At 66.3% G+C, this 20,959-nt stretch carries 14 protein-coding genes; 7 read left to right on the top strand and 7 right to left on the bottom strand.

Going from position 1 to position 20,959, the window contains the following annotated elements:
• Positions 1-5: 5 nt before the first annotated feature.
• From I6F12_RS30125 to I6F12_RS30115, 3 genes are all read right to left on the bottom strand, one after another.
• On the bottom strand, positions 6-953 hold the full coding sequence (locus tag I6F12_RS30125; RefSeq protein ID WP_225157873.1) for a DUF6492 family protein: 948 nt from the start codon (positions 951-953) through the stop codon (positions 6-8).
• Between the two features lie 96 nt (positions 954-1,049).
• Positions 1,050-1,844: an rRNA adenine N-6-methyltransferase family protein gene (locus I6F12_RS30120; protein ID WP_225157872.1), complete on the bottom strand. Its 795-nt coding sequence runs from the start codon at positions 1,842-1,844 to the stop codon at positions 1,050-1,052.
• A gap of 1 nt (position 1,845) precedes the next feature.
• Entirely contained in the window at positions 1,846-5,310 is a 3,465-nt protein-coding gene (locus I6F12_RS30115) for an AAA family ATPase (RefSeq protein ID WP_225157871.1), read from the bottom strand.
• 136 nt (positions 5,311-5,446) lie between these two features.
• On the opposite strand from I6F12_RS30115, the gene I6F12_RS30110 reads away from it, so the two are divergent.
• From I6F12_RS30110 to I6F12_RS30100, 3 genes are all read left to right on the top strand, one after another.
• Entirely contained in the window at positions 5,447-11,890 is a 6,444-nt protein-coding gene (locus I6F12_RS30110; RefSeq protein WP_225157870.1) for a non-ribosomal peptide synthetase, read from the top strand.
• Positions 11,891-12,030: 140 nt separating this feature from the next.
• Positions 12,031-12,201: a hypothetical protein gene (locus I6F12_RS30105; RefSeq protein WP_167361674.1), complete on the top strand. Its 171-nt coding sequence runs from the start codon at positions 12,031-12,033 to the stop codon at positions 12,199-12,201.
• A gap of 221 nt (positions 12,202-12,422) precedes the next feature.
• Entirely contained in the window at positions 12,423-13,154 is a 732-nt protein-coding gene (locus tag I6F12_RS30100) for a 4'-phosphopantetheinyl transferase superfamily protein (RefSeq protein ID WP_225157869.1), read from the top strand.
• A gap of 28 nt (positions 13,155-13,182) precedes the next feature.
• On the opposite strand, the gene I6F12_RS30095 is transcribed toward I6F12_RS30100, so the two are convergent.
• From I6F12_RS30095 to I6F12_RS30085, 3 genes are all read right to left on the bottom strand, one after another.
• Entirely contained in the window at positions 13,183-14,208 is a 1,026-nt protein-coding gene (locus I6F12_RS30095; protein ID WP_036011774.1) for a histone deacetylase family protein, read from the bottom strand.
• A 131-nt stretch (positions 14,209-14,339) separates the two neighbouring features.
• Positions 14,340-15,275, bottom strand: a complete 936-nt coding sequence (locus I6F12_RS30090; RefSeq protein WP_225128753.1) for an SMP-30/gluconolactonase/LRE family protein — start codon at positions 15,273-15,275, stop codon at positions 14,340-14,342.
• On the bottom strand, positions 15,232-17,319 hold the full coding sequence (locus I6F12_RS30085) for a PQQ-dependent sugar dehydrogenase (RefSeq protein ID WP_225157954.1): 2,088 nt from the start codon (positions 17,317-17,319) through the stop codon (positions 15,232-15,234). Before I6F12_RS30085 ends, I6F12_RS30090 begins: the two co-directional genes overlap by 44 nt.
• Positions 17,320-17,515: 196 nt before the next feature.
• Here I6F12_RS30085 and I6F12_RS30080 point away from each other — a divergent pair, with 196 nt between their 5' ends.
• Positions 17,516-17,749, top strand: a complete 234-nt coding sequence (locus tag I6F12_RS30080; protein WP_036011788.1) for a hypothetical protein — start codon at positions 17,516-17,518, stop codon at positions 17,747-17,749.
• A 9-nt stretch (positions 17,750-17,758) separates the two neighbouring features.
• The gene (locus I6F12_RS30075) at positions 17,759-17,935 is read left to right on the top strand and encodes a hypothetical protein (RefSeq protein WP_172788150.1); all 177 of its coding nucleotides are present in this window, start codon (positions 17,759-17,761) and stop codon (positions 17,933-17,935) included.
• Between the two features lie 140 nt (positions 17,936-18,075).
• Here the strand turns inward: I6F12_RS30075 and I6F12_RS30070 are convergent, their stop codons facing one another.
• Positions 18,076-18,849, bottom strand: coding sequence for an enoyl-CoA hydratase-related protein (locus I6F12_RS30070; RefSeq protein WP_225157868.1), 774 nt, complete (start codon positions 18,847-18,849; stop codon positions 18,076-18,078).
• A 122-nt stretch (positions 18,850-18,971) separates the two neighbouring features.
• On the opposite strand from I6F12_RS30070, the gene I6F12_RS30065 reads away from it, so the two are divergent.
• Together I6F12_RS30065 and I6F12_RS30060 are read left to right on the top strand one after the other, a co-directional pair.
• Positions 18,972-20,561 (top strand): gamma-glutamyltransferase, encoded by a 1,590-nt coding sequence (locus I6F12_RS30065; RefSeq protein WP_225157867.1) that lies wholly within the window; start codon positions 18,972-18,974, stop codon positions 20,559-20,561.
• 148 nt (positions 20,562-20,709) lie between these two features.
• Positions 20,710-20,928 (top strand): hypothetical protein, encoded by a 219-nt coding sequence (locus I6F12_RS30060; RefSeq protein ID WP_081494583.1) that lies wholly within the window; start codon positions 20,710-20,712, stop codon positions 20,926-20,928.
• The last annotated feature ends 31 nt before the right edge of the window (positions 20,929-20,959 follow it).

Raw genomic sequence — 20,959 nt, 5'->3', positions numbered from 1 at the left:
AGAAATCAGCGTGTCTTCGGCGTTTCGAACGCGGCCACATCGCCGATATGATCGGGGGCCAGGCTCGGCGCGCGCCGCTCGCGCGAGGACAGGCGGAACACGTCGCGGATGTCGGCGATCGACGTCGACGAATAGGACTGAATGCAAAGCGCGACCTGCTCGGGCGAGGCCGTGCGCATCATCGCTTCGATGGCCGGGCGATCGAGCGGCGTGTCGTCCCAGTGCGAGACCGCGATGCTGTCTTCGGTGAGCCGATGTCGCGCCAGGTGTTCCGGCGCATTGGCGACGAAGTTTCCGTAAAGCAGATACTCTGAAAACTTCTTCTTCCGGCACAGCGCCAGCACCCAGCTCAGGCCGGTCGCCGACTTGATCGCGTCCGTCATCGCACGCGCCGTGTCCCTGTCCCAGACCAGCGCGTTGCCGACATAATCGTCCGCCGGGAACGCGCGCTGCTTGATGCCGAGAAGCTGGTCGACGGTGCGCAGCCACAGGCCGTGCAACGGGTGGTCGGCGGCGATCGCTTTGCGCGTGACGAACAGCGGCGTCGTCTCAGCGCCGGCATATCGGCTGACGTCGAACTCGCGGAAGAACAGATTGTCCGAATCTAGGATGCAGACGCGCTGCTCGGGCGCGTTGAGGACGCCGGCGATCTTCAGGATCTGCTGGATGTGCCAGCCGTGCACCGGCGAGGACAGCAGCGACAGCCAGACGCGCCGGCTGCCGAACTGGAGCGCCGGCGGCAGCGCGAACAGCCACTTCGGCAGATAGCGCGAGGCCGGAACGATGACCCGCTTGTCGGACGCGAAGCGCGCGAACAGCGGCACGTCCTCATCGTTAACGAGTACATAATGCCGCCTGTATCCCGATAGCCAAGTGTCGATGCTCTCGCTAAGCAGCGAAAAGCGTTCGATATCCTTGGCGTAGCTGGCAGTCAGCAGGGCAACGGAATGCATGGAGCACGCTCAAATGGCCATCAGACCCGCACTGATAGCGGCAATGCGAGATACCGGAAACTCACGATCGAAATCAAGGTAAAGCGAAACGAAGTGTTAGCCATCCGACGGCAGCCCCTGCTCCAGCTCGCGAAAGCGGAGCGGTGCCAGGGCTGAGGCGCGCTGCCACCAGTCGGCGACGCGGTCGTCGAGGGCGGTCACGCCGCGGCCCCGGCCGGGAAAGATCCGGATCTGCTGGATCGCCTCTGCCTCGAAACCCCTGGCCCTCCGCGTGATCTTGAGGGCGGCGCCTTCGCGGTCGCGCTGGGTCAGCGGCACCAGAAGACGGCCGCGCGGACGGAGCGACCGCAGCCAGAGCGGGTGCGGGTGCGGGAAGCCGGCATGGACGATGATCACATCGGCGGGCTCGCTCACGTCCTTGCATCCATCGCCGTGGACGACCGTGACATTGCCATAGCCGCGCAAATAGCTCGCCGCCCGGGTCGCGAGCCGCTCGTCGCATTCGATCGCATGGACGCGGCCCTTCTCGCCGACCATCATCGACAGCACCGCCGAGAAATAGCCGAGGCCGCAGCCGATCTGCACCACACGGTCCGCCCGCTTGACGTCGAGAGTGTCGATCAAATGCGCCCACAGGCTCGGCAGGCCGGTGTCGAGCATGCGGCGCGCATCGATCGCGACCAGCACGTTGTCGTAGAGATGAAGGGGATCGGCGTCGGGCGTCAGCCGGTAACTGCGCGCTGCCTCGCCCTTGATGCGCCACGGTCCCCTTGGCAGAAATTCCTCGCGCGGAACGGCGGCGAGCGCGGCGAGCAGACGCTTCGAGGCAATCCGCTCGCGCCTGGCGATCAACTCAGCGTAGCGCGCACGCGCGGCGGCAAGATCGCTCATGTCACAGACCGGCCTGCTCGCGCACCGCCGCGTCGCTACCGAGCTCATCGAGGAGCTGCATCGCCTGCTTCAGGTCCGGCGTGTAAAAGCCCTCGCTGAATTTGCCGACGATCGGCATCAGCAGGAGTCTTGCGTGCTCGCGCTTGCCGGCTTGATGCGACAGGCGCGCGAGGCAGACGGCGGTGCGAAGCTCCCAGGACAGCGCTCCCTGCTTGCGTGCGGTCTCCAGCGAAAGGCCGAACAGGTCCTCCGCCTCCTGGACCGACGCCGGGTCGCCACCCGCCAGCGTGATCTCGCCTTGCATGCGATAGACCTCGGCGAGATAGAAGTGATCGCCGGTCCGCCTTGCGGTCGCAAGCGCACCATCCAGCGCGCGCAAGGCGGCGTCGCGCATCCCGACCTTGGCGTAGGTTTCCGCGAGCAGACAGCGGAACCAGCAGCCGGCGAGCCAGGAATCCATCGCCTCGTACTCGTCGAGGCCGAAGCGCATCTGGCCGAGGCCTTCGTCGGCTTCGCCGAGCTGAGCCAGCGCCCAGCCGCGCAGGATCGCCGCCTGCTGCTTCCAGTGCAGGAAATTGTGCTCGGTGGCAATGATCATGGCGCGATTGGCGTAGTCGCGCGTGCCTTCGACGTCGCGCAAATGCTGGCGGAGATAGGCGCCGAACACCAGCGCGAAGGCGAGCGTGAAGGGGTGGCGGATCTTCTCGGCGTTCGCGATCGCCTGCTCGCTGTGCTGGCGCGCCGCGTCGGGCCGACCGAGGAACCACAGGAGGTAACCGAGATAGGACAGCGAAACGACACCGGGATCGATGCCGTGCCGTTCCATCAGGTCGGAGTGCAGATCGGGGCTGAACAGGTTGATGCAGCGGTGCAAATGGTGCTGCGAGGCTGCGAAGCGGCCGCGATAGAGCATGGTCATCGCGATCGCGCGGTGCGCCTCGATCAGATAGCCGGTCTGCTGCGCCGGCTGCGTCCGCTCGTTCAGCCGCTCGCGCTTGGCAAACTTCAACAGCTCGACGCTGAGATCGTGCGCGCGGGTGAGATCGGCGCGGATGAAATGGCACACCCAGAGCCCGCGCGTCGCAGCGAAGACCTTTTCGTCGTCATCGAGCTGACGGCCGAGCTCCAGCGCGCGGATGTAGTTCTCCTCGACCTCCTGCACCGCGTAGCCCTTGGCGGCGATCAGCGCGTTGCCGAGCGCGATGCGCAGCTTGAGCTCCATCTCGTCGGCGCCCTGCATGCGCGCATTGGCCTGCACGACGTTAAGGCCGCGGCGCAGGTGGCCGATCGCCTCCAGATTGGCCCCGGTCTTGGCCGCCTGCTTGCCGGCCTTGAGCCAGAAGCTGGCGGCGCCCTCGCTCTGGCCGGATTCGGTCAAATGATGGGCGAGCAGCTCCGGTTCGCGCTCGGTCCTCTCCGGATACATCTCGGCGAGCACCTGGGCGATCCGCGCATGCAGCTTGCGCCGCTCGCTGTGCAACAGGCTCGCATGCGCGGCGTTCTGGATCATCACGTGCTTGAAGGAGTACAGCGCATCCGGCGGATGGCCGCGGCGCATGATCAGCCCGGCCTCCTGCAGATGACTGAGCGCCGCCTCGATCTGCTCGGCCGGCGTATTGGCGACGGCATGCAGCGTCTCGCAGGAGAACTCGCGGCCGATCGTGGCGCCGATCTGCGCGATGCGCTTGAAGGGTCCCATCCGATCGAGCCGCGCCATCAGCGAGTCGGTCAGGGTGGCCGGGATTGCGAGCTGCCGCCACGGTCCCGACAGCACGTAGCGCCCGTGCCGCTCGGTCAGCAGATTGGATTCCAGAACCGTCTTGGTCAACTCTTCCAGGAACAGCGGCACGCCGTCGGTCTTGACGATGATCTCCTCGACAACCTCCTTGGGCAGCTCGCGTCCCGCGACGCGCTCCACCAGCGTCGTGCGCAACTGCCGGCTCAAGCGGTTCAGGACCAGGGTGGTGATGTGCGAATGCGCGTTCCAGCTCGCCTGGAATTCCGAGCGCGCGGTGATGATCGCCAGGATCGGCTGGTTCTGCACCCGATCGACCAGGAGGTCGACCACCTCGCGGGAGGTCGGGTCGATCCAATGCAAATCCTCAAACGCGATCACCAGCGGCATCTCGCGCGCAAGGCCGAGGAAATGGTTGACCAGCGCCACGACCGTCGCATCCTTCTGCTGCTGCGGCGACAGCTCGAGCGGCGGATAGCGGTCCCCGGTCGGTATCGACAGCAGCGCGGCAAACAGCGGGGTGACCTGCTCAATGTCGCCATCGGCGGCGGCGATCGCGTTCTCCAGGCTCGCCAGCGACAGCGCGGACGAATCCTCGCGATCGAGACCGAGGGAGAATTTGAGCTGCTCGACGAACGGATGGAACGCGGTGGAGGTGTAATAGGGCGAGCACTGCAGCGAGACCTGTCCATGGCGGTCGCCCGATATCCGCTCGAATATCTCCTGGATGATGCGCGACTTGCCGATTCCGGGCTCGCCGAACTTGACCACGACCTGGCCGTCGCCGTCCTTGGCCTGCTGCCAGCGCCCCATCAACAGCGCGATCTCCTCCTCGCGGTTGACGAGCGGCGTCAGGCGCGTACCCATCGCCGCAGCGAAACGGGTCTCCAACCGCGAGGCGCGCACCACGTGCCAGGCCTGGGCCTTCTCGGAGATCCCCTTCAAGTCGTGGACTCCGAGATTGCGGTAGTCGAACTTCCCCTTCAGCAGCGCCTGCGTCGAGGCCGAGATCACCACGCCGTTGGGCGGCGCCAGGCCTTGCAGGCGCGCCGCGAGATTGACGGTTTCCCCGACCGCGGAGTCGCGTTCTTCGGTGCCCTGCCCGACGAGGTCGCCGACCACAACGAGGCCGGTCGCGATCCCGATGCGGACGGCGGGTGAATGGCTGAGCGCACCACGCGGCTCGACCGCGCGTGCCGTCGACAGCACCCGCACGATCTCGAGCCCGGCGCGCACCGCGCGCTCGGCATCGTCCTCATGTGCGGTCGGATAGCCGAAATAGACCAGGATACCGTCGCCGACGAAACGGGCGGCAAAGCCCTCGTATTGCTTGACCACCCGGACGCAGGTCTCGCGAAAATCCGCGATCATGTCGCGGACGTCCTCCGGATCGAACTGCGCGGACAGCGAGGTGGAATCCACCATGTCGCAGAACATCGTGGTGAGCTGGCGCCGTTCGGCTCCGACCTCCGCCCGGATTTGCGGACGCGGCGCCTCCGCCGGCGCCTCCGTGGTTTCCGCTTGAAACAGCGCCGCCATCGCCCGCTGCAGCCGCTTGCGATCGCCGAGCGGCAATCCGAGCTCGACCAGATCGGCTTCGGTGAGATCCGCGATGACGTCGAGATCGAGGCGGTGCTGCGCGAAAAGATCGGTGTAGTGCCCGAGGCCGATGCTTTCGAGCCAGTGATTCAGCCCACCTTCCAAACTCGTGCTCGGCTCGTTCTCCAGCATCGTGATTCTGCCCGACCCTTACTCCGTCGAAGGGCTCGAGGGCCCCTCAACCACAGATTTTGGGGTCCAAACTTCACCTCGGACTGGACGCATTCCCCAACTTCTTGGAAGAATAACTTAATCGGTCCAAAAGGGAATGGCGTTGTCGGACATTGCATCCGGAGCGGACGAAGCATCAGCCGGCACCACGGCCGAAACGAAGGTGTTCGCGCATATCAGCGGCCTTCTCGAATTCTACGCCCGCAGGACGCCGGCGGCGCCCGCACTCCTCGCTCTCGGCCGGCCGGCGCTCAGCTATGGCGCGCTGGCCGAGTCGATCCGGCAACTGGTGCGTGCCTTGCGTGAACTCGGCATCCGTCCCGCAGACCGCATCGCGGTGGCGCTGCCGCGCGGCGCCGATACTGCCCTGGCGCTGCTAGCAGTCGCATCAGGCTGCGCCTGCGTCCCCGTCAACCCCGATCTGACGGCGGACGAGCTGCAACGCTATTTCAGCGAACTGAAGCTGACCGCGCTCGTGACCCGTGCCGACATGAACTCGGCGAGCCGTGACGCCGCCAGGATGCTCGACATCGCATTGATCGATTTCGTGGCGGGGCCCACCCACGATCTCGGCGGCTGCGCGTTCATTGCTCCGGCGATCGGGCCAGCCAATGCCGGCGGCGCTTCGCGCGGCGACGACGATGCGTTCATCCTGCTGACGTCAGGCACGGCGGCACGACCGAAAATGGTGCCGCTGACCCATCGCAATGTCTGCCTGTCCGCTTACAATGCCGGCCATGTGCTGTCGCTCACGATGCATGATCGCCTGCTCAACGTCCTGCCGCTGTTTCATGCCCATGGCTTGATCTCCGGCCTGCTCACGGCGCTGGCCGCGGGCTCCAGCGTGATCTGCACCGACGGTTTCGACGCAGCGTCGTTCTTCGGCTGGATGCGGGAGCTGCAACCGACCTGGTACACGGCGGTGCCGACCATTCATCGCGCATTGCTGACGGCGGCGGAAGTAAACCCCGACCGCGCCCGACCATCGTCGCTGCGCGTGATCCGGTCGGCTTCGGCCTCGCTCGCGCCGACGATTCTCGCCGGGCTGGAGACAACGTTCGGCGTTCCCGTGCTCGAAACTTACGGCATGACCGAGGCGGCCTCGCAGATTGCGGCCAATCGGTTCGAGCTGCGCAAGGTCGCGTCGGTCGGTCGCGCCGCCGGCCCGGAGATCGCGATCATGGACGAGACCGGCCGCACGCTCGCAAGCGGGGCGCACGGCGAGATCGTGCTGCGCGGGCCGAACATGAGCCGCGGCTATTATAATGACGAGCCGGCGACGCGGGCCGCATTCCGCAACGGCTGGTTCAGGACCGGCGACCTCGGCTATCTCGATGACGACGGCTATCTCTTCATCGTCGGCCGCATCAAGGACGTCATCAACCGCGGCGGGCAGAAGATATCGCCGCTGGAGGTGGAAGACGTCCTGCTCAGCCATCCGGCGGTGCTGGAAGCCGGCGTGTTCGCGGTCCCGCACCAGAAGCTCGGCGAGAACGTCGCGGCCGTCGTGGTGCTGCGGCCGAATGCCGAGGCGACCCCGGACCAGTTGCGCCAATTCGCACGAAAACGGCTTGCGGCCTACAAGATACCGAGCGTGATCCGCAGCGTGGCGGCGCTGCCGAAGGGCGCCAGCGGCAAGGTCAAGCGCAACGCCCTCGCCGGGCTGATTGCAACGGTCGACGCGGACGACGAGACCCGGCTGCCGCGCAATGCGGTCGAGAGCCAGCTCGCCGAGATCTGGGCCGGCCTGTTGGAGCTGCCGCAGGTCGGCGCCGACCAGGACGTCTTCGCGCTCGGCGCGGATTCGCTCGCGGTGACACAGATGCGCTCGCGCCTGCGCGACCGCTTCAATGTCGACTTCTCGTTCGAGGATATCTTCGATTGCCCGACGGTCGCAGCGCTTGCGGCCCGGATCGAGACCGCCGCAAGCCGGCGCGAGACGGCGCTGCCGGGCTGGCGCCGGCTTGCAGGCACGGACGCACCGCTGTCGTTCCAGCAGCAGCGGATGTACGTGCTCTCGCGACTGGACCCGACGCGGTACAATTATAACGTCGTCGAGATCGCCGTCCTCAAGGGCCGGGTCGACGCCGCCGCGCTGTCTGCGAGCCTCGCTGCGATCTCAACGCGCCATGAGGCGCTGCGCTCGGTGTTCGTCGAGCGCCAGGGCGAGCCGATGCAACTCGTGCTGTCATCGACGCCGCGGCTGGAGCGCATCAAGCTCAAGCCATGCCCTGCGGGCAGGCGGCCTGCGGCAATCCGGCGCGAGGCGCTCAGGCTTGCGCAACGTCAGCTCGACCTGGCCCACGCGCCGCCCCTGAAGACGACACTGCTGTCGTTCGACAGGAACAACCATGCGCTGGTGGTCAACGTCCATCACCTCGCCACCGATGGCTGGTCGCAGCGGCTGTTCTGGCAGGAGCTCGCCGTCCATTATGCCGCGACACGCAAGAAGCATTCGGCCGCACTGCCGCCGCCCGCTTTCCAATATCGCGACTTCGCACTCTGGCAGCAAAGCTGGGCGCAGACGCCCGCGGCCAGGGAGCAGCTCGATTATTGGCGGACCCAGCTCGACGGCGTCACCATGCTGCCGCTGAGAACCGACAGGCCGAGACCTGAGATCTGGAGCGGACACGGCGCGCGTCACTACCTTGAATTCTCAAAGTCCCTCTCGTCCGAGCTGCGCGCGTTGAGCCAGAACCAGGGCGTCACGCCGTTCATGACGCTGCTCGCCGCTTTCCAGTGCCTGTTGTTCCGCCACACCTCGCATGAGGACGTCGCCACGGGATCGCTGATCGCCAACCGCAACCAGATCGAGAGCGAACGCCTGATCGGGCTGTTCGCCAATACCCTGGTCCTGCGCAACGATTTCAGCGGCGATCCGAGCTTCGGCGAGATGTTGCGGCGGGTGCGGCAGGTCACGCTGGACGCCTACCGCAACCAGGACCTTCCGATCGAGGAGGTGTTGCGCGCATTGCGGGTGGCGCGCCGCAGCGACGGCAATCCGCTGTTCCGGATCATGTTCATCCTCCAGAACGCCTCGATCGAGGCGGCGCGCTTTCCTGGCCTGTCGACCCGGCGGCTGGAAGTCGATCCCAGGGTGGCGCGGTTCGACATCACGCTCGAACTGGTCGAGGCCGATGGCCGCTTCACCGGCTTCTTCGAATACGCCACCGATCTGTTCGAGGCCGCGACGATCGAAGCCATGGCGGCCCAGTTCAAGACGCTGCTCAAGGCCGTCATCGCCAATCCGGAACAGCGCATCTCGCGCCTGCCGCTCCTGACCGAGGCCGAACGTCGGCAAGCGCTGGCAAAAGGCCGGGGCATGCCGGCCAATTTCACCACACGCGGCAAGTTGAGCGAACGCTTCGAGCGCCAGGCGAGGACGACGCCGAACGCCGTCGCGGTCTCGGACGGTCGCATGTCCCTGACCTATCGCGAGCTGGCGCGCCGCACTGGGGCGGCCGCGCGCTGGCTGGCCCGTGAGGGCGTCGGCGCGGAGAGCGTGGTTGCCTTGCTCGCGGAGCGCGGGCCCGACCTGCTCGCCGCGATGATCGCGGTGCAGCGCGTTGGCGCGGCCTTCCTCAATCTCGATCCCGACCAGCCGACCGCACGGCTCTCGACCATCCTCGGATCGAGCTGTGCCCGCGTGCTGCTGACCGGGCGGGCTCAGTCTGCCATGGTCGAGGCCCTACTCGAACCGCTGGTCGAGCGCATCCCGGTGGCCGAGCTCGACGACGCTCTTGCATCCGGGTCGACAAAGCCGGCCCGCGCCGCACGCCGCGCCGCCTCGAGCCTTGCCTATCTCGTCTATACGTCCGGCTCCTCCGGCGCGCCGAAGGGTGTCATGATCGAGCAGCGCGGCCTGTCGAACCATCTGGCCTCGCTCATCTCCGAGCTCGGTCTCTCGCCTAAGGACGTGATCGCGCAGACCGCGCCGCAGAGCTTCGTCATCTCGGTCTGGCAATTCCTCGCCGGTCCCATGGTCGGCGCGCGCGTCCATGTCTGCGGCAGCGCGATCGTGCAGGACCCGATGCTGCTGGCGCGCGAGATCGAGCGCGAGGGCATCACGGTGCTCGAGATCGTGCCCTCGCTGCTGCGCCTCATTCTCGAGCGTATGGACGAGGCGCCGATCCGGCGCGCCTTCGCGAAGCTGCGGCTGCTGATCTCGACCGGCGAGCCGTTGCCCGTCGAGCTCTGCCGCGCCTGGTTTGCCCGCTGCCCGAGGGTGCCGCTGATCAATGCCTATGGCGCGTCGGAATGCTCCGACGACGTCTCCCTGCATCGCCTTACCAAGGCGCCGGCGATCGCGACGGCCAACGTTCCGGTCGGGGCGCCGCTGCCGAACACGCAGCTCTACGTGCTCGACGCGCAGCTCCAGCCGCAACCGATCGGCGTGACCGGCGAGCTCTGCATCGGCGGCGCCGGAATCGGCCGCGGCTATATCAACGATCCCGCGCAGAGCCGGCAGCGCTTTCTGCCCGATCTGTTCTCGCGCCAGGCCGGCAGCCGGCTCTACCGGACCGGCGATCTGGCCCGGCGCCGCGCCGACGGGACGATCGAATGCCTCGGCCGCGCCGACCATCAGGTCAAGATCCGTGGCTATCGTATCGAGCTCAAGGAGATCGAGAACGCGCTGGCCGAGCATCCAAGCGTGCGCGCCGCCATCGTCGAACCGCGCCGCGAGGCGAGCGGCGACATCAGGCTGATCGCCCATGTCGTCGCCAAGCCCGGCAGCCGGAGCAGCGCCAGCGAGCTGCGCGACTTCCTGAAGAGCCGCCTGCCCGTCCACGCCATCCCCGCCGCCTTCCTGTTCCTGGATCAGGTGCCGCTCAACGCCCATGGCAAGATCGACCGCTCGGCGCTGCTGGCGTCCGTCCCGCCGGAAACGTCCGGCGCGGATGCGGCCGTCCCGGCGCGGCGCTTCACCGAAAAGGTGCTCTCCGACATCTGGATCGACCTGCTGAACGTCGAACGCATCGGTGTTACCGACAATTTCTTCGACCTCGGCGGCCATTCGCTGCTGGCCGGCCAGGTGATGGCGCGCATCGCGCGGGCGCTCGGCGTCTCGTTGCCGATCAAGGCCATCTTCGAGGCGCCGACGATCGAGGGGTTGGCGCGGCGGGTCGAACAGACCGTGGCCACGAAGCCGCACGAGCCTGCCGCAAGCCTGCCGCGATCGGCTGCGGGCGGGCCGCCGGCGCCTTCCATCGGACAGGACCAGATGCTGCACATCGAGCGGAATCTGCCGGGGCTGCCGCAGCTCAACCTGCCCTTCGCCTTCCGCCTGCAGGGCCCGCTCGATTCGGCCGCCCTGGCAAAGGCGATCGACGACGTGGTGCGCCGGCACGAATCGCTGCGCACCGCGTTCGCCTGGAACGGCGATGAGCCGGAAAGCCGCATCGCCGCGCCACGCACGCTCGGCCGAATCATGACGGTCGAGACGATCGGCGACGGTCATTCCCACAACAACAAGCGGCGCAAGGCGCTCGAGCTCAGGAAGATCGATCTCCTGATCGAGCAGGAGGCCTATACCCCGATCGACACCACGCGCGCGCCGCTGTTGCGCGCCCGGCTGTTGCGGCTCCACGACGATGACCACGTGCTGCTGCTGACGTTGCATCACGCCGTCGTCGACGGCTGGTCGATCGGCGTGCTGTTCGAGGAATTGTCGAGCCGCTATGCCGCGCTGGCCGGATATCCGTCTGCGCCGCTGCCGAGCCCGCCGCCGGCCTTTTCGGACGTGGCACGCTGGCAGCGCTGGTGGTGCGGCACCGACGCGGCGCGCCGCCAGGCTTCCGACTGGATCCTGAATTTGCGCGGAGCGGGTCCCCTCTTCGACGGCGAATCGAGCCCGGGCGCCTCCACCGGGCATCATCCGGTCTGCCTCGAGCGCGAGCTGATCGCCCGGCTGACGGCGTTTGCGGGCCAGCACAATTGCACGCTGTTCATGTGCTTCCTCACCGGCCTGAAGGCCATGCTGCTGGCCCGGACGGGCCGCACCGACATCGCGGTCGCGACCGCGATGGCCAATCGTGCCCAGCCGGACACCGACCGGATCATCGGCCCGTTCGAGAACACGGTGATCGTCCGCACGACAATCACGCCGGACCTGTCTTTCGCGCAGGCTCTGCTGCGGGTGCGCCAGAGCGTGCTCGAGGCGCATGCGCGGCAGGAGCTGCCGTTCAACGTCCTGGCCGATCGACTGGAGCAGGAGGGGATCGATCCGGCCTCGCTGCTCCAGGTCTATTTCACGCTGCAGAATCCGTTGCGCCGGCCGCTCGATCTCCCGGATCTCGCGACGGAATCGATCGGCAACGTCACGCGCGAAGGCCAGCCGGTGCTGCCGATCGACCAGACCTGGCTGTCGCTGATGCTCAAGGAGCGCCCGACCGGCATTACCGGCTCCTGCAATTACAAGCGCGATTTGCTCGAGGGCCGAGCGGTCGGCGAATGGATGGAGGACCTCGTCGCCCTGCTAACGGCGGCGATCGCCCAGCCCAACGCACCACTCGGCAGATTGCTCGCGCGCAGGGCCGCTTGATGCCGCGACATCGCGCCAGAATACGGGTTCACGCCCCAAAGCTGTGAATGATCAAGTTGCAGCTTGATTATTTGGCGTCGTCGCGCAAGATTATTCTCGGATTTTGATTTGGGATGATCATTTTCAACCGGGGGAGTGTTATGGGTTTCATCAAATTTACCAAGAAGACCTCGCTCAGCGCGGAGGACCGCAAGGCGCTGCAAGACCTGCTCAATTTCGAGAAGCAAAAACTCCAGCTCGCACTGAAGGATGTCGACGCCAGCCTTAAGGCTCTGCGCGGGTCCAAGAAGAAGAAGTCCAAGAAGAAGTAAACTCGTCGGTCGGGGACGGCCGTACGAATCTTCGCAGAGCGGCCGCTTGCGTGTCGAGTTTGGGGGCTCGCACAAGCTTGCGCCTGTAAACCGGCCTGCAAATCGACAAGAATTCGCCCGGGTGGACCGCTAGGTACGGTCCTCTCGGCTGATTCTTGCGCAGTTGTTTCTTCCGTCGAGACCGAGGGATTTGGCCTCGCCCGACGCCATGGGCCCAATTGATGGCAGACGACAGAATCGAACTCTTTGTCGGACTGATCGAGACCATTGACGTGCCGGGCGCGGCCGAGGCGTGCCGACGCCTGCTCTCGGTCGACGAGCGGGCCCGGGCCGATCGCTTCGTGTTCGAGCGGCATCGGCGGCAATACATCTTCGCGCATGCGATGTTGCGCCTGGCGCTGTCACAGGTCGCTTCCAACGTCGCGCCCACCGACTGGTCGTTTGGCGCGGGCCGCTATGGCCGGCCGTTCGTCGCAGCACCGGCCACCTCGACCGCGCTGCATTTCAGCCTGTCGCATGCCGACGGCTGCGTCGCCTGCGTGGTGTCGCGGCATGAGGCCGTCGGGGTCGACGTCGAAACCGTGTCGCGGCGCGTCGCGCCGCTGTCCACCGCGCTTCGCTTCTTTGCGCCGGAAGAGGTCGAAGCCTTGCGCGGACTGCCGGAGCCGGCGGCGATCGAGCGCTTCTTCGACTATTGGACGCTCAAGGAGGCCTATCTGAAAGCCAGGGGCTTCGGGCTGAATCTGCCGCTCGACGCCTTCGCCATGCAGGTGTCACGCGAGGCCATCGAGATCAGCTTCAAGCCCGACATCGTCGACGATCCGGACGCCTGGCGCTTCTCGCTGTGCTCGCCATCGCCCGCGCATCGCCTCGCGATCGCCGACGGCTCCCGCACCGACGGCGGCCTTCCCATCAGCCGCCATGCCTGGCCCCTCCGCGAAGCGGCTGAGTGAGGCGGGCAAGCGGAGAGGCGAAGCGATCTCACCGCGCTTCTTCGAATCCTGCCAGCACAGAGGTCAGGTTGGCGCCGAGAATGTCCGAGAGATAGCCGCCTTCCTGCACGAGCACGGTCGGCAGGCCCAGCTTCGCGATGGCCTGGCCGATGCGGCGGAAGCCGGGTGTGGTGACGGCCAATCCCTTGAGCGGATCGTGCTCGGAGGCATCGAGGCCGAGTGCGATGACGAGGGCGCCGGGTGCAAAGGATTCGATCGCCTTGCGCGCGATGTCCAGCGCCTGGAGATAGCCGTCATCGCCGGTGCCGATGGGAAGGGGAATGTTGAGGTTGGTGCCGAGGCCGGGTCCTTCGCCGCGCTCATGCGCATAGCCCCATACGTACGGATAATACGCAACGGGGTCGGCATGGATCGAGATCGTGTAGACGTCGGGCCGGGCATAAAAGATGCCTTGCGTGCCGTTGCCGTGATGGACATCGACGTCCAGGATCACGACGCGCTCGTGCTTCTGCCGCAGATGCGCCGCCGCGATCGCGCTGTTGTTGAGGAAGCAGAAGCCGCCGGCCATATCGCGATAGGCGTGATGGCCGGGCGGGCGGCAGAGCGCGTAGACCGCGTCCTCGCCGTCCATCACCATCTGCGCAGCAGTGACCGCAACGTCGGTGGCGGCGCAGGCCGCGGCCCACGTGCCCGGACCGATCGGCGCTGCGGTGTCGGCGGTGTGCCAGCCGAGCTTACCGACGATGTGGGTCGGATAGGTCGCGGCATGGCGCACGGGATGGACATTGCCGATCATCTCCGGGCCGGAATCGCCGAGCGCCGTCCAGGCGTCCCAGGCTTCGCTGAGGAACGACAGGTATTCCGGACTGTGAACGCGTGCGCGCGGACCGGGCCCGAACTTGGTTGGTTCGACCAGTTGATGCCTGCCGTCCTTCAATCCCCTGAGCAGGCGATCGGCGCGCTCGGGCTGCTCTGTGGTGCGCTTGACGACACCACGCACCAAGAAGAATTGCGGGTCGTGGCTGCGGTGCAGCTCGGTATGGACGGCTTTCACTCAAACACTCCGTGGTCGCCTGCTACTGGACGTGCCGCAGAGTCTTGATCGCCACGGCCGCCGGATGCAAGCAAGAAGAATGCCGTCCATCGTCGCGCTGCCCTGCGCGGAAAGCAGAGCGCTTGCGAAGCTCAGCAACCCCCACGCTGGAGGCAGTGCTCGCGGCCCTGCTGGTCGGTGCGGAAGGACTCGATGAAGCCACCCTGGCGCTGGGTGACGAAGACGGTCTTGCCGTCGCTGCCGCCGAAGGCAATGTTGGTCGGCTCCTTGGCCTTCAGCGGGATCTCGCGCTCGACAGCGCCGGTCGGCTTCATCAGCGCGATCGTGCCCTTGAGAATGCGCGCGACGTAGAGGCGGCCGGCAACGTCGGTGCGCAGGCCGTCGATGGTGTCGGGCTGAAACGCCTTGACGAGTTTTGCAGCCGTCAGCTCGTTGCCGCTGATCGCATAGGACCAGATCTGGCCGCTGCTGGATTCGCCGACATAGAGCGTCTTGCCGTCAGGGCTGAGGTCGATGCCGTTGGTGGTGCCCATGGCGCGCGGCGTCGACATCACCTGCCCCCGCACCGTACCGTCCGCTCCCCTGGCGATGCGCCAGATGTGGCCTTCGCGCCCCTTCCAGTTCGGATCGCTCGCATAGATCGTGCCGTCCGGCGCGATCGTGATGTCGTTGGGCTGGCTCATCTCGCCGGAGTGAAACCACACCGCGGGCTTGGTCGCACCCTTGGGGATGGCGAAGATGTTGTGCTTCTTGTAGTCGGCGATGAACATGGTGCCGCTGCGATCGAAACGGATCGCGTTGCCGACGCTGCCTTCGGGGAGCGTCGTGAACAGCTCCGAGGCGGCGCCACCAGCGGGCAATTTGCCGATGGTGCCGGGCTTGCCGAGATTGACGACGAACAGATTGCCGTCGAGATCGGCGGCCGGCCCTTCGATGCCGAAGGTGTATTCGCTGGCGGGCGTCACCTGTGCGCTTTCGAACAGTTTTGTTTCGGCAGCGGCCGGCAGCGTCGTGAGCAGGATGCTACTGCACAGGCACCAGAAGTTCCTGCCGGATGTAATAGCCATCGCCGTCGGTGCACTCGCCGTTCAGATAGGGATCGGCTGGCCGGAAGAATCGGCTGAAGCCGGGTCTGTCTACAGCGTTCCTTTGTGTCACCACGACGACCTTTCCGGCCGGTATTTCGCCGCATTCCTTGTTGGCCTTGCTGAAAAACTTCCGCTGCGGCGGGCCCGGCTTGATCCGCATCCGCGTGCCCGGAACCATTTTGGCGACGAACAGGTCCGCGGTATCGAGCAGGCGCGTGTAACCGGGTTCTAGCTTCGGCAGGCTCTCGCCGCCCGGCGGCATCAGCTTCTCGGCGCCTAGGCCGCGCAGGCGCGTCCGCAGCCTGCCGGCGTCGGGATCGCCAGGGTAGATCCAGCCGTCCTGCGCCAGCATGAAGTGCAGCACCGCCCTGTCCTTCTCCGCATCCGATTGCCCCGCGCTCAGGCCGAAATCCGAATGGCAGCCGACGCAATGTTTCTCGACAAGGCCCTTGCGCAAGATGGTGAGGCGAACGCTGTTCTGCGCGTCCCTGGCGACGAAGGCTGCGAGCTGGTCGATCATCGCCTGGCTGCGCGTATCGCAGGGGAGCGGTTGAGGTCGCTCGCCGGCCGCGCGATCGATCCGGATCACGGTCCTGTTCTTGTCCTCGACCAGCCAGATCGCGCCGTCCTCCGTCACCGTCATGCCGACCGGCGCACCTTGCGGCCGCGCGCCGTTGACGCGGTGCCAGCCGGCGATCAGCTCTTCGAACGGCGCGGCGGCGACCTCGCCGGCGTCGGTCCGGAAACTGCGGGTCGGCTCGGCCGCGCAACTGACGTGATAGCGCACCGGTGCCGCGCTGGGCTTTGGAAAGCCGTGATCGTCGACGTCATAGACCAGCAGCCGGCTGCCGGTCGGCCGATAGCCGTGCAGGCCAACCAAGAGCTTGCCTTCCAGCTCGGGGAATTTCGCGCCGTGGTAATACAACATCGCGAGCGGCGCCCCGTGTGGCGGCAGCAGTGACAACGGCGCCTTGTAGAGCACATTGGCCGAGCAGAACGACTTGTACGTGCCTGATTGCAGCACTAGCCTGAATTCCGGGCTCGGCGTCGACAAATCGTAGCAATAGGGCCAGCCGTAGTGCCTGCCCTGCTCGATCGCGTTGATCTCCTCGTTCGGCTTGAAGATGTCGGGCAGGTCGCGGGCGTTCTCGCCTTGCAGGAAGGCGTAGCCAGCGTCCGGAAATTTCGGGTGCAGCACCAGCGCCATCGAGTTGCGCAGGCCGCGCGCATAGACAATGTGCGGCGGGTCGGGATCGCCAGGTTTCAATGCCGGGAAGACGCCGCCTGCGGGCGGCGTGAACAGCCAGATCGATGCCAGCGCGGACACGCCCTCGGCCGCCGCACAGGGTCTTGTGATCGGCGCAGGCGTGATGCAATCGTCGCTGTGCGAGCCGACATTGACGAACAGCCGGCCGTTCCGGTCGAACACGAACTGCTTGAGCGGATGCGCGCTCTCATCGGTCCTCGTGCCATCGGGCAGCGTGATCCGACGGCCGGGCAAGTGGCGGATGATGGTCTCGACCGTGCTGCGTGGATTGTCCGCGAGCGGGTCGAACCGGAAGATCGTCTCCGCGGTCGAGGCATAAAGCTTTTTGTCCGGGCCGATGACGAGAGCGAACGGGTATTCTATCCCCGTCAGCAGCTCCTTGAAGCGTTGCCCCTGCGGGCCACGCGGATCGAGCAGCAGCAGCCGCCCGTCGGTGTGGCCCCAGCCGCCCATGTCGGCGACCACCAAAAGGTCGCGGCCGGGCACCTGGACGATCGAGCGCGGAAATTTGAGGCGATCCTCTTCGTCGGCAACGAGGCCGGCGCAAAATCCCGCCTTCATGTCGATCTGGATCCTGGGAAAGGCGAGATCGCCGCTGCCGCAGGCTTCGGTGCCGATCACATAGCCGCTCTTCCTGACCGGCTCGGACGAGGCCGGGGCGAAGCCGAGCAGCGCGGCAGCCAAGCCCGCTGCAACAACGGCCGCTGCAGGCAAGCGCAGATTTCGCCGTTCGCGCGCGAATGTGAACTGGTTCACCGAGCCGCCTTCCCGCGGGCGTTGTTCCATGCCGCCGCGGCGCCGTCCAGTCATCACCCGCCTGTGATTAAACCTGTAACGACCTTGGGTCCGACCAATATCCGTAGATTTCCTTACCGGGCTCGACCCGAATGTTTCGCGAATGCTTGGGGTGGTATCGGTTTGCCGTCCCAATCGCTTTCTACAGGAGGCGCCCATGGTCCAGGTCTATTTTCACTGCTCCAACACCGAGGGCACGCTGATCGACCGCTACGGCGCCGCAGTCGCCAATCTGACCGAGGCGCGCGACCGCGCCGCTCAGATCATGAACTCGATGATCCAGACCCCCGGCGCCGAAGACTGGCGCGACTGGGTGATCCACGTCAGCGGCTCCGACGGCGAGGATCTGTTCGACCTCCCCTTCACCGCCATGCTCGGCAAGCCGCATTGAGGTGATGCCATGTTGCTCGCTTCATTGAGCCTGCTGCGCCAGCCCCTCAGCTTCGTCGCCACCAGATGGCAGACGCTGATCCGCGTCGCAGCCAATCCCTACCGCCCCGAGCTGCACTACATGCGCGGACCCGGCCCGAAATGGCGCGCCAAGTACCAGGCCAGCCGGCTGGATCGCATGCGCTGAGCGCGCGGCCGTAGAAATCGCACTAATCGTCGTCATGGCCGGGCTTGACCCGGCCATTCCACGTTTTGGGGGCTCGGATAGGAAGACGTGGATGCCCGGGACAGCCCGGGCATGACGGTTGGATGAGAAGCATGCCCACCTCACCTCCCGGTAAACTTCGCCTTGCGCTTCTCCACGAACGCATTGCGGCCTTCCATGGCGTCCGCGCTCTTGCGGATCGTGGCCTGAAGCTCGATCCCGCGGCGGAACTGCGCTTCATAGGTCGCATGCTCGCTCTCCTCGACCAGAGCGCGGGTTGCGACCAAAGCGCGCGTCGGTCCTTCGGCGAGGCGGCGCGCCAAACCTAACGCCTCATCCATCAACTTGGCGTCGTCGACGACCTGCCGGACCAGGCCGATCTCCTGGGCGCGTTCCGCCGTCAGCGGCTCATTGAGCAGCATCAGCTCGAGCGCGCGCTGCCGGCCGATCAGCCGCGGCAAGAGCCAGGTCGAGCCGAGATCGGGCACCAGCGCGATGCGGCTGAACACCTGGATGAAGCTCGCCGACCGCGCCGCGACGATGATGTCGCCGGCCATTGCGAGACTGAAGCCGCCGCCGGCCGCGACGCCATTGACGGCAACGACGACAGGCACTCGGCATTCGCGCAAGGCCTTGAAGGCCGGCCAGTAGAAGCGCATCACGCCGGCCGCGATGTCCTCGCCGAGCGCCTCTGAGGCTTTCAAATTCTGTCCTGAGCAAAATCCCCGCCCGGCGCCCGTGAGCACCAGCGCGCGGATGGCCTCGTCCCCCGTCATTTCGCCGACGGCTAGGGCAAGTGCGCCGAGCAGGTCTGGCGTCATCGCGTTGAGGCTGGCCGGCTCGTCGAGCGTCAGGATCCCGACCGCGCCATCCCGCGCCTGTTTCACACCAGCCATGCCGCGCCTCCCTTTCGATGTTCTCGTTGGCGGCAATGTGCCATTGTCCGCGCGCTTCGCCAATCGCAGAGCTTTCAACCTCAGTGCACGACGCAACTGAATCCAGAGATCAAGACGACACCATGCCTCACCAGTTCAGCCTCAACCAGACCGTCCGCAAGCCCGCCGTCACCTCCAAGGGCGGCATCGTCGCCTCGCAATCGCGGCGGGCGGCCGAAGCCGGGGCGCAGGTGCTGGCCGCGGGCGGCGATTGCGTCGACGCGATCGTGGCGACCACGTTTGCCCTCAACGTCCTGGAACCCTGGAACAGCGGCATCGGCGGCGGCGGCGCGATGGTGCTCTACCGCGCCAAGGAAAATCGCTGTGAGGTGATCGACTACGGCATGTGCGCGCCGCAGAGCCTGCGCACTGCCGACTATCCGCTCAGCGGCGACGGCGCCGTCTCCGACCTGTTTCCTTGGCCGCGGGTGAAGGACGATCGCAACATCCATGGTCCCGGCGCGATTGCCGTCCCCGGCGTCGTCGCCGGAATGGAAGAGGCGCACCGCCGCTACGCCAAATTGCCGTGGAAGGATCTGGTCACGCCGGCAGCTCGGCTCGCCGGCGAAGGCCTGCTGGTCGATTGGTGGACGACGGTGACGATCGCGGGCTCGGCCGCCGATCTCAGACGCTACCACGCGAGCGCGGCCGCGTATCTGAAGGACGGCCTGCCGCCGACCGCGCCGTGGGGCATCAAGGCTGAGACGCGGCTGCCGCAGGATGCCCTGAAGGCGACGCTGTCACATCTTGCGGACGCGGGCGCGCGCGATTTCTATCAGGGCGATCTCGCCAGGAGCATTGCTTCCGACATCAAGGCCGACGGCGGCTCGCTGTCGGTGGAAGATCTCGCTGCATTCCGCGCCCATGTGCGCGCGCCGCTGGCGATTCCCTATCGCGAAGGCAAGGTGTTCGTGACCCCGGAGCTCACCGCAGGGCCGACGATGGCGCATGCGCTACGGCTGTTGCAGCAGAGCTTGACGCCGGCAGACGCGCCGGATGCCGGCGCCTATGTCGAATATGCGCGCGCCCTGCAGGCCGCCTTCCGCGAGCGTCTCAAGGATATGGGCGATGCCGACGGCAAGCGCTCGCTCGGCGCCGAATATCTCGCGCCGGCCTGCACCACGCATTTCTCGGTGGTCGATCGTCACGGCAACATCGCGGCGGTGACGCAGACGCTGCTCTCGTCGTTCGGTTCGCGATACGTGACACCGCACACCGGCATCACCATGAACAACGGCATCATGTGGTTCGATCCGACGCCTGGTACCACGAACTCGCTCGCACCGGGCAAGCGCTGCCTCTGCAATTACACGCCCGTCATCGCCGAGACGAAGGATGGCAAGCGCCTCGCAATCGGCGCCTCCGGCGGACGCCGCATCCTGCCGTCGGTGATGCAGCTCGTATCCTTCGCGATGGATTACGGCATGGACCTCGACGCCGCCATTCACCAGCCGCGCATCGACGCCAGCGAAGGCGCGGTGGTGATCGGCGATGCGCGGCTGCCGGCGGAGGTGCGCAATGCCCTGGCCGCGCGCTTCGACTATGAAGAGAGCCGGGTGCAGGCGCTGCCGCAGAAATTCGCCTGTCCGAGCGTCGTGATGCGCGAGGGCGAGCTCAATTCCGGCGCGGTCGAGATTTTCCAACCCTGGGCCGATGCGGTGGCGGAGGCTTGACTTCGCTCGACATGCCAGCGCGCGTTGAGCGCCAGCGCAATTACGTATCCAGGCGAGCGTCACGACTCCTCCACATTCGCAGGGAACTTACTCTCCCACCGTTCGTTCACTGAACGGACAAATGCGCTCGCCCCCACCGGAGGACATCATGAAGAAACTTGCGCTCGCCGCCTCGCTGATCATTGCGGCCGGCTTCACATTTACGAGCCCCGCACTGGCGAAGGGTGGGCACGGACATGGACATGGTCATGGCCACAAGATGGGCCATCATCACCATGGCAAGTCGTTCGGCTGGTACCACGGTCGCAAGGTCGGCTGGCGCGGTCACGCGTGCCCGCCCGGACTTTGGAAGCAGGGTCGCTGCTAAAGCCGATCTAAGATTCGAGCAAGGCGTCGCT

The sequence above is a fragment of the Bradyrhizobium sp. IC4059 genome (assembly GCF_020193615.1).
GTDB lineage: Bacteria > Pseudomonadota > Alphaproteobacteria > Rhizobiales > Xanthobacteraceae > Bradyrhizobium > Bradyrhizobium yuanmingense.
The sequence above is the reverse complement of the archived record's forward strand: the minus strand, read 5'-3'. Positions and strand labels throughout refer to the sequence as shown.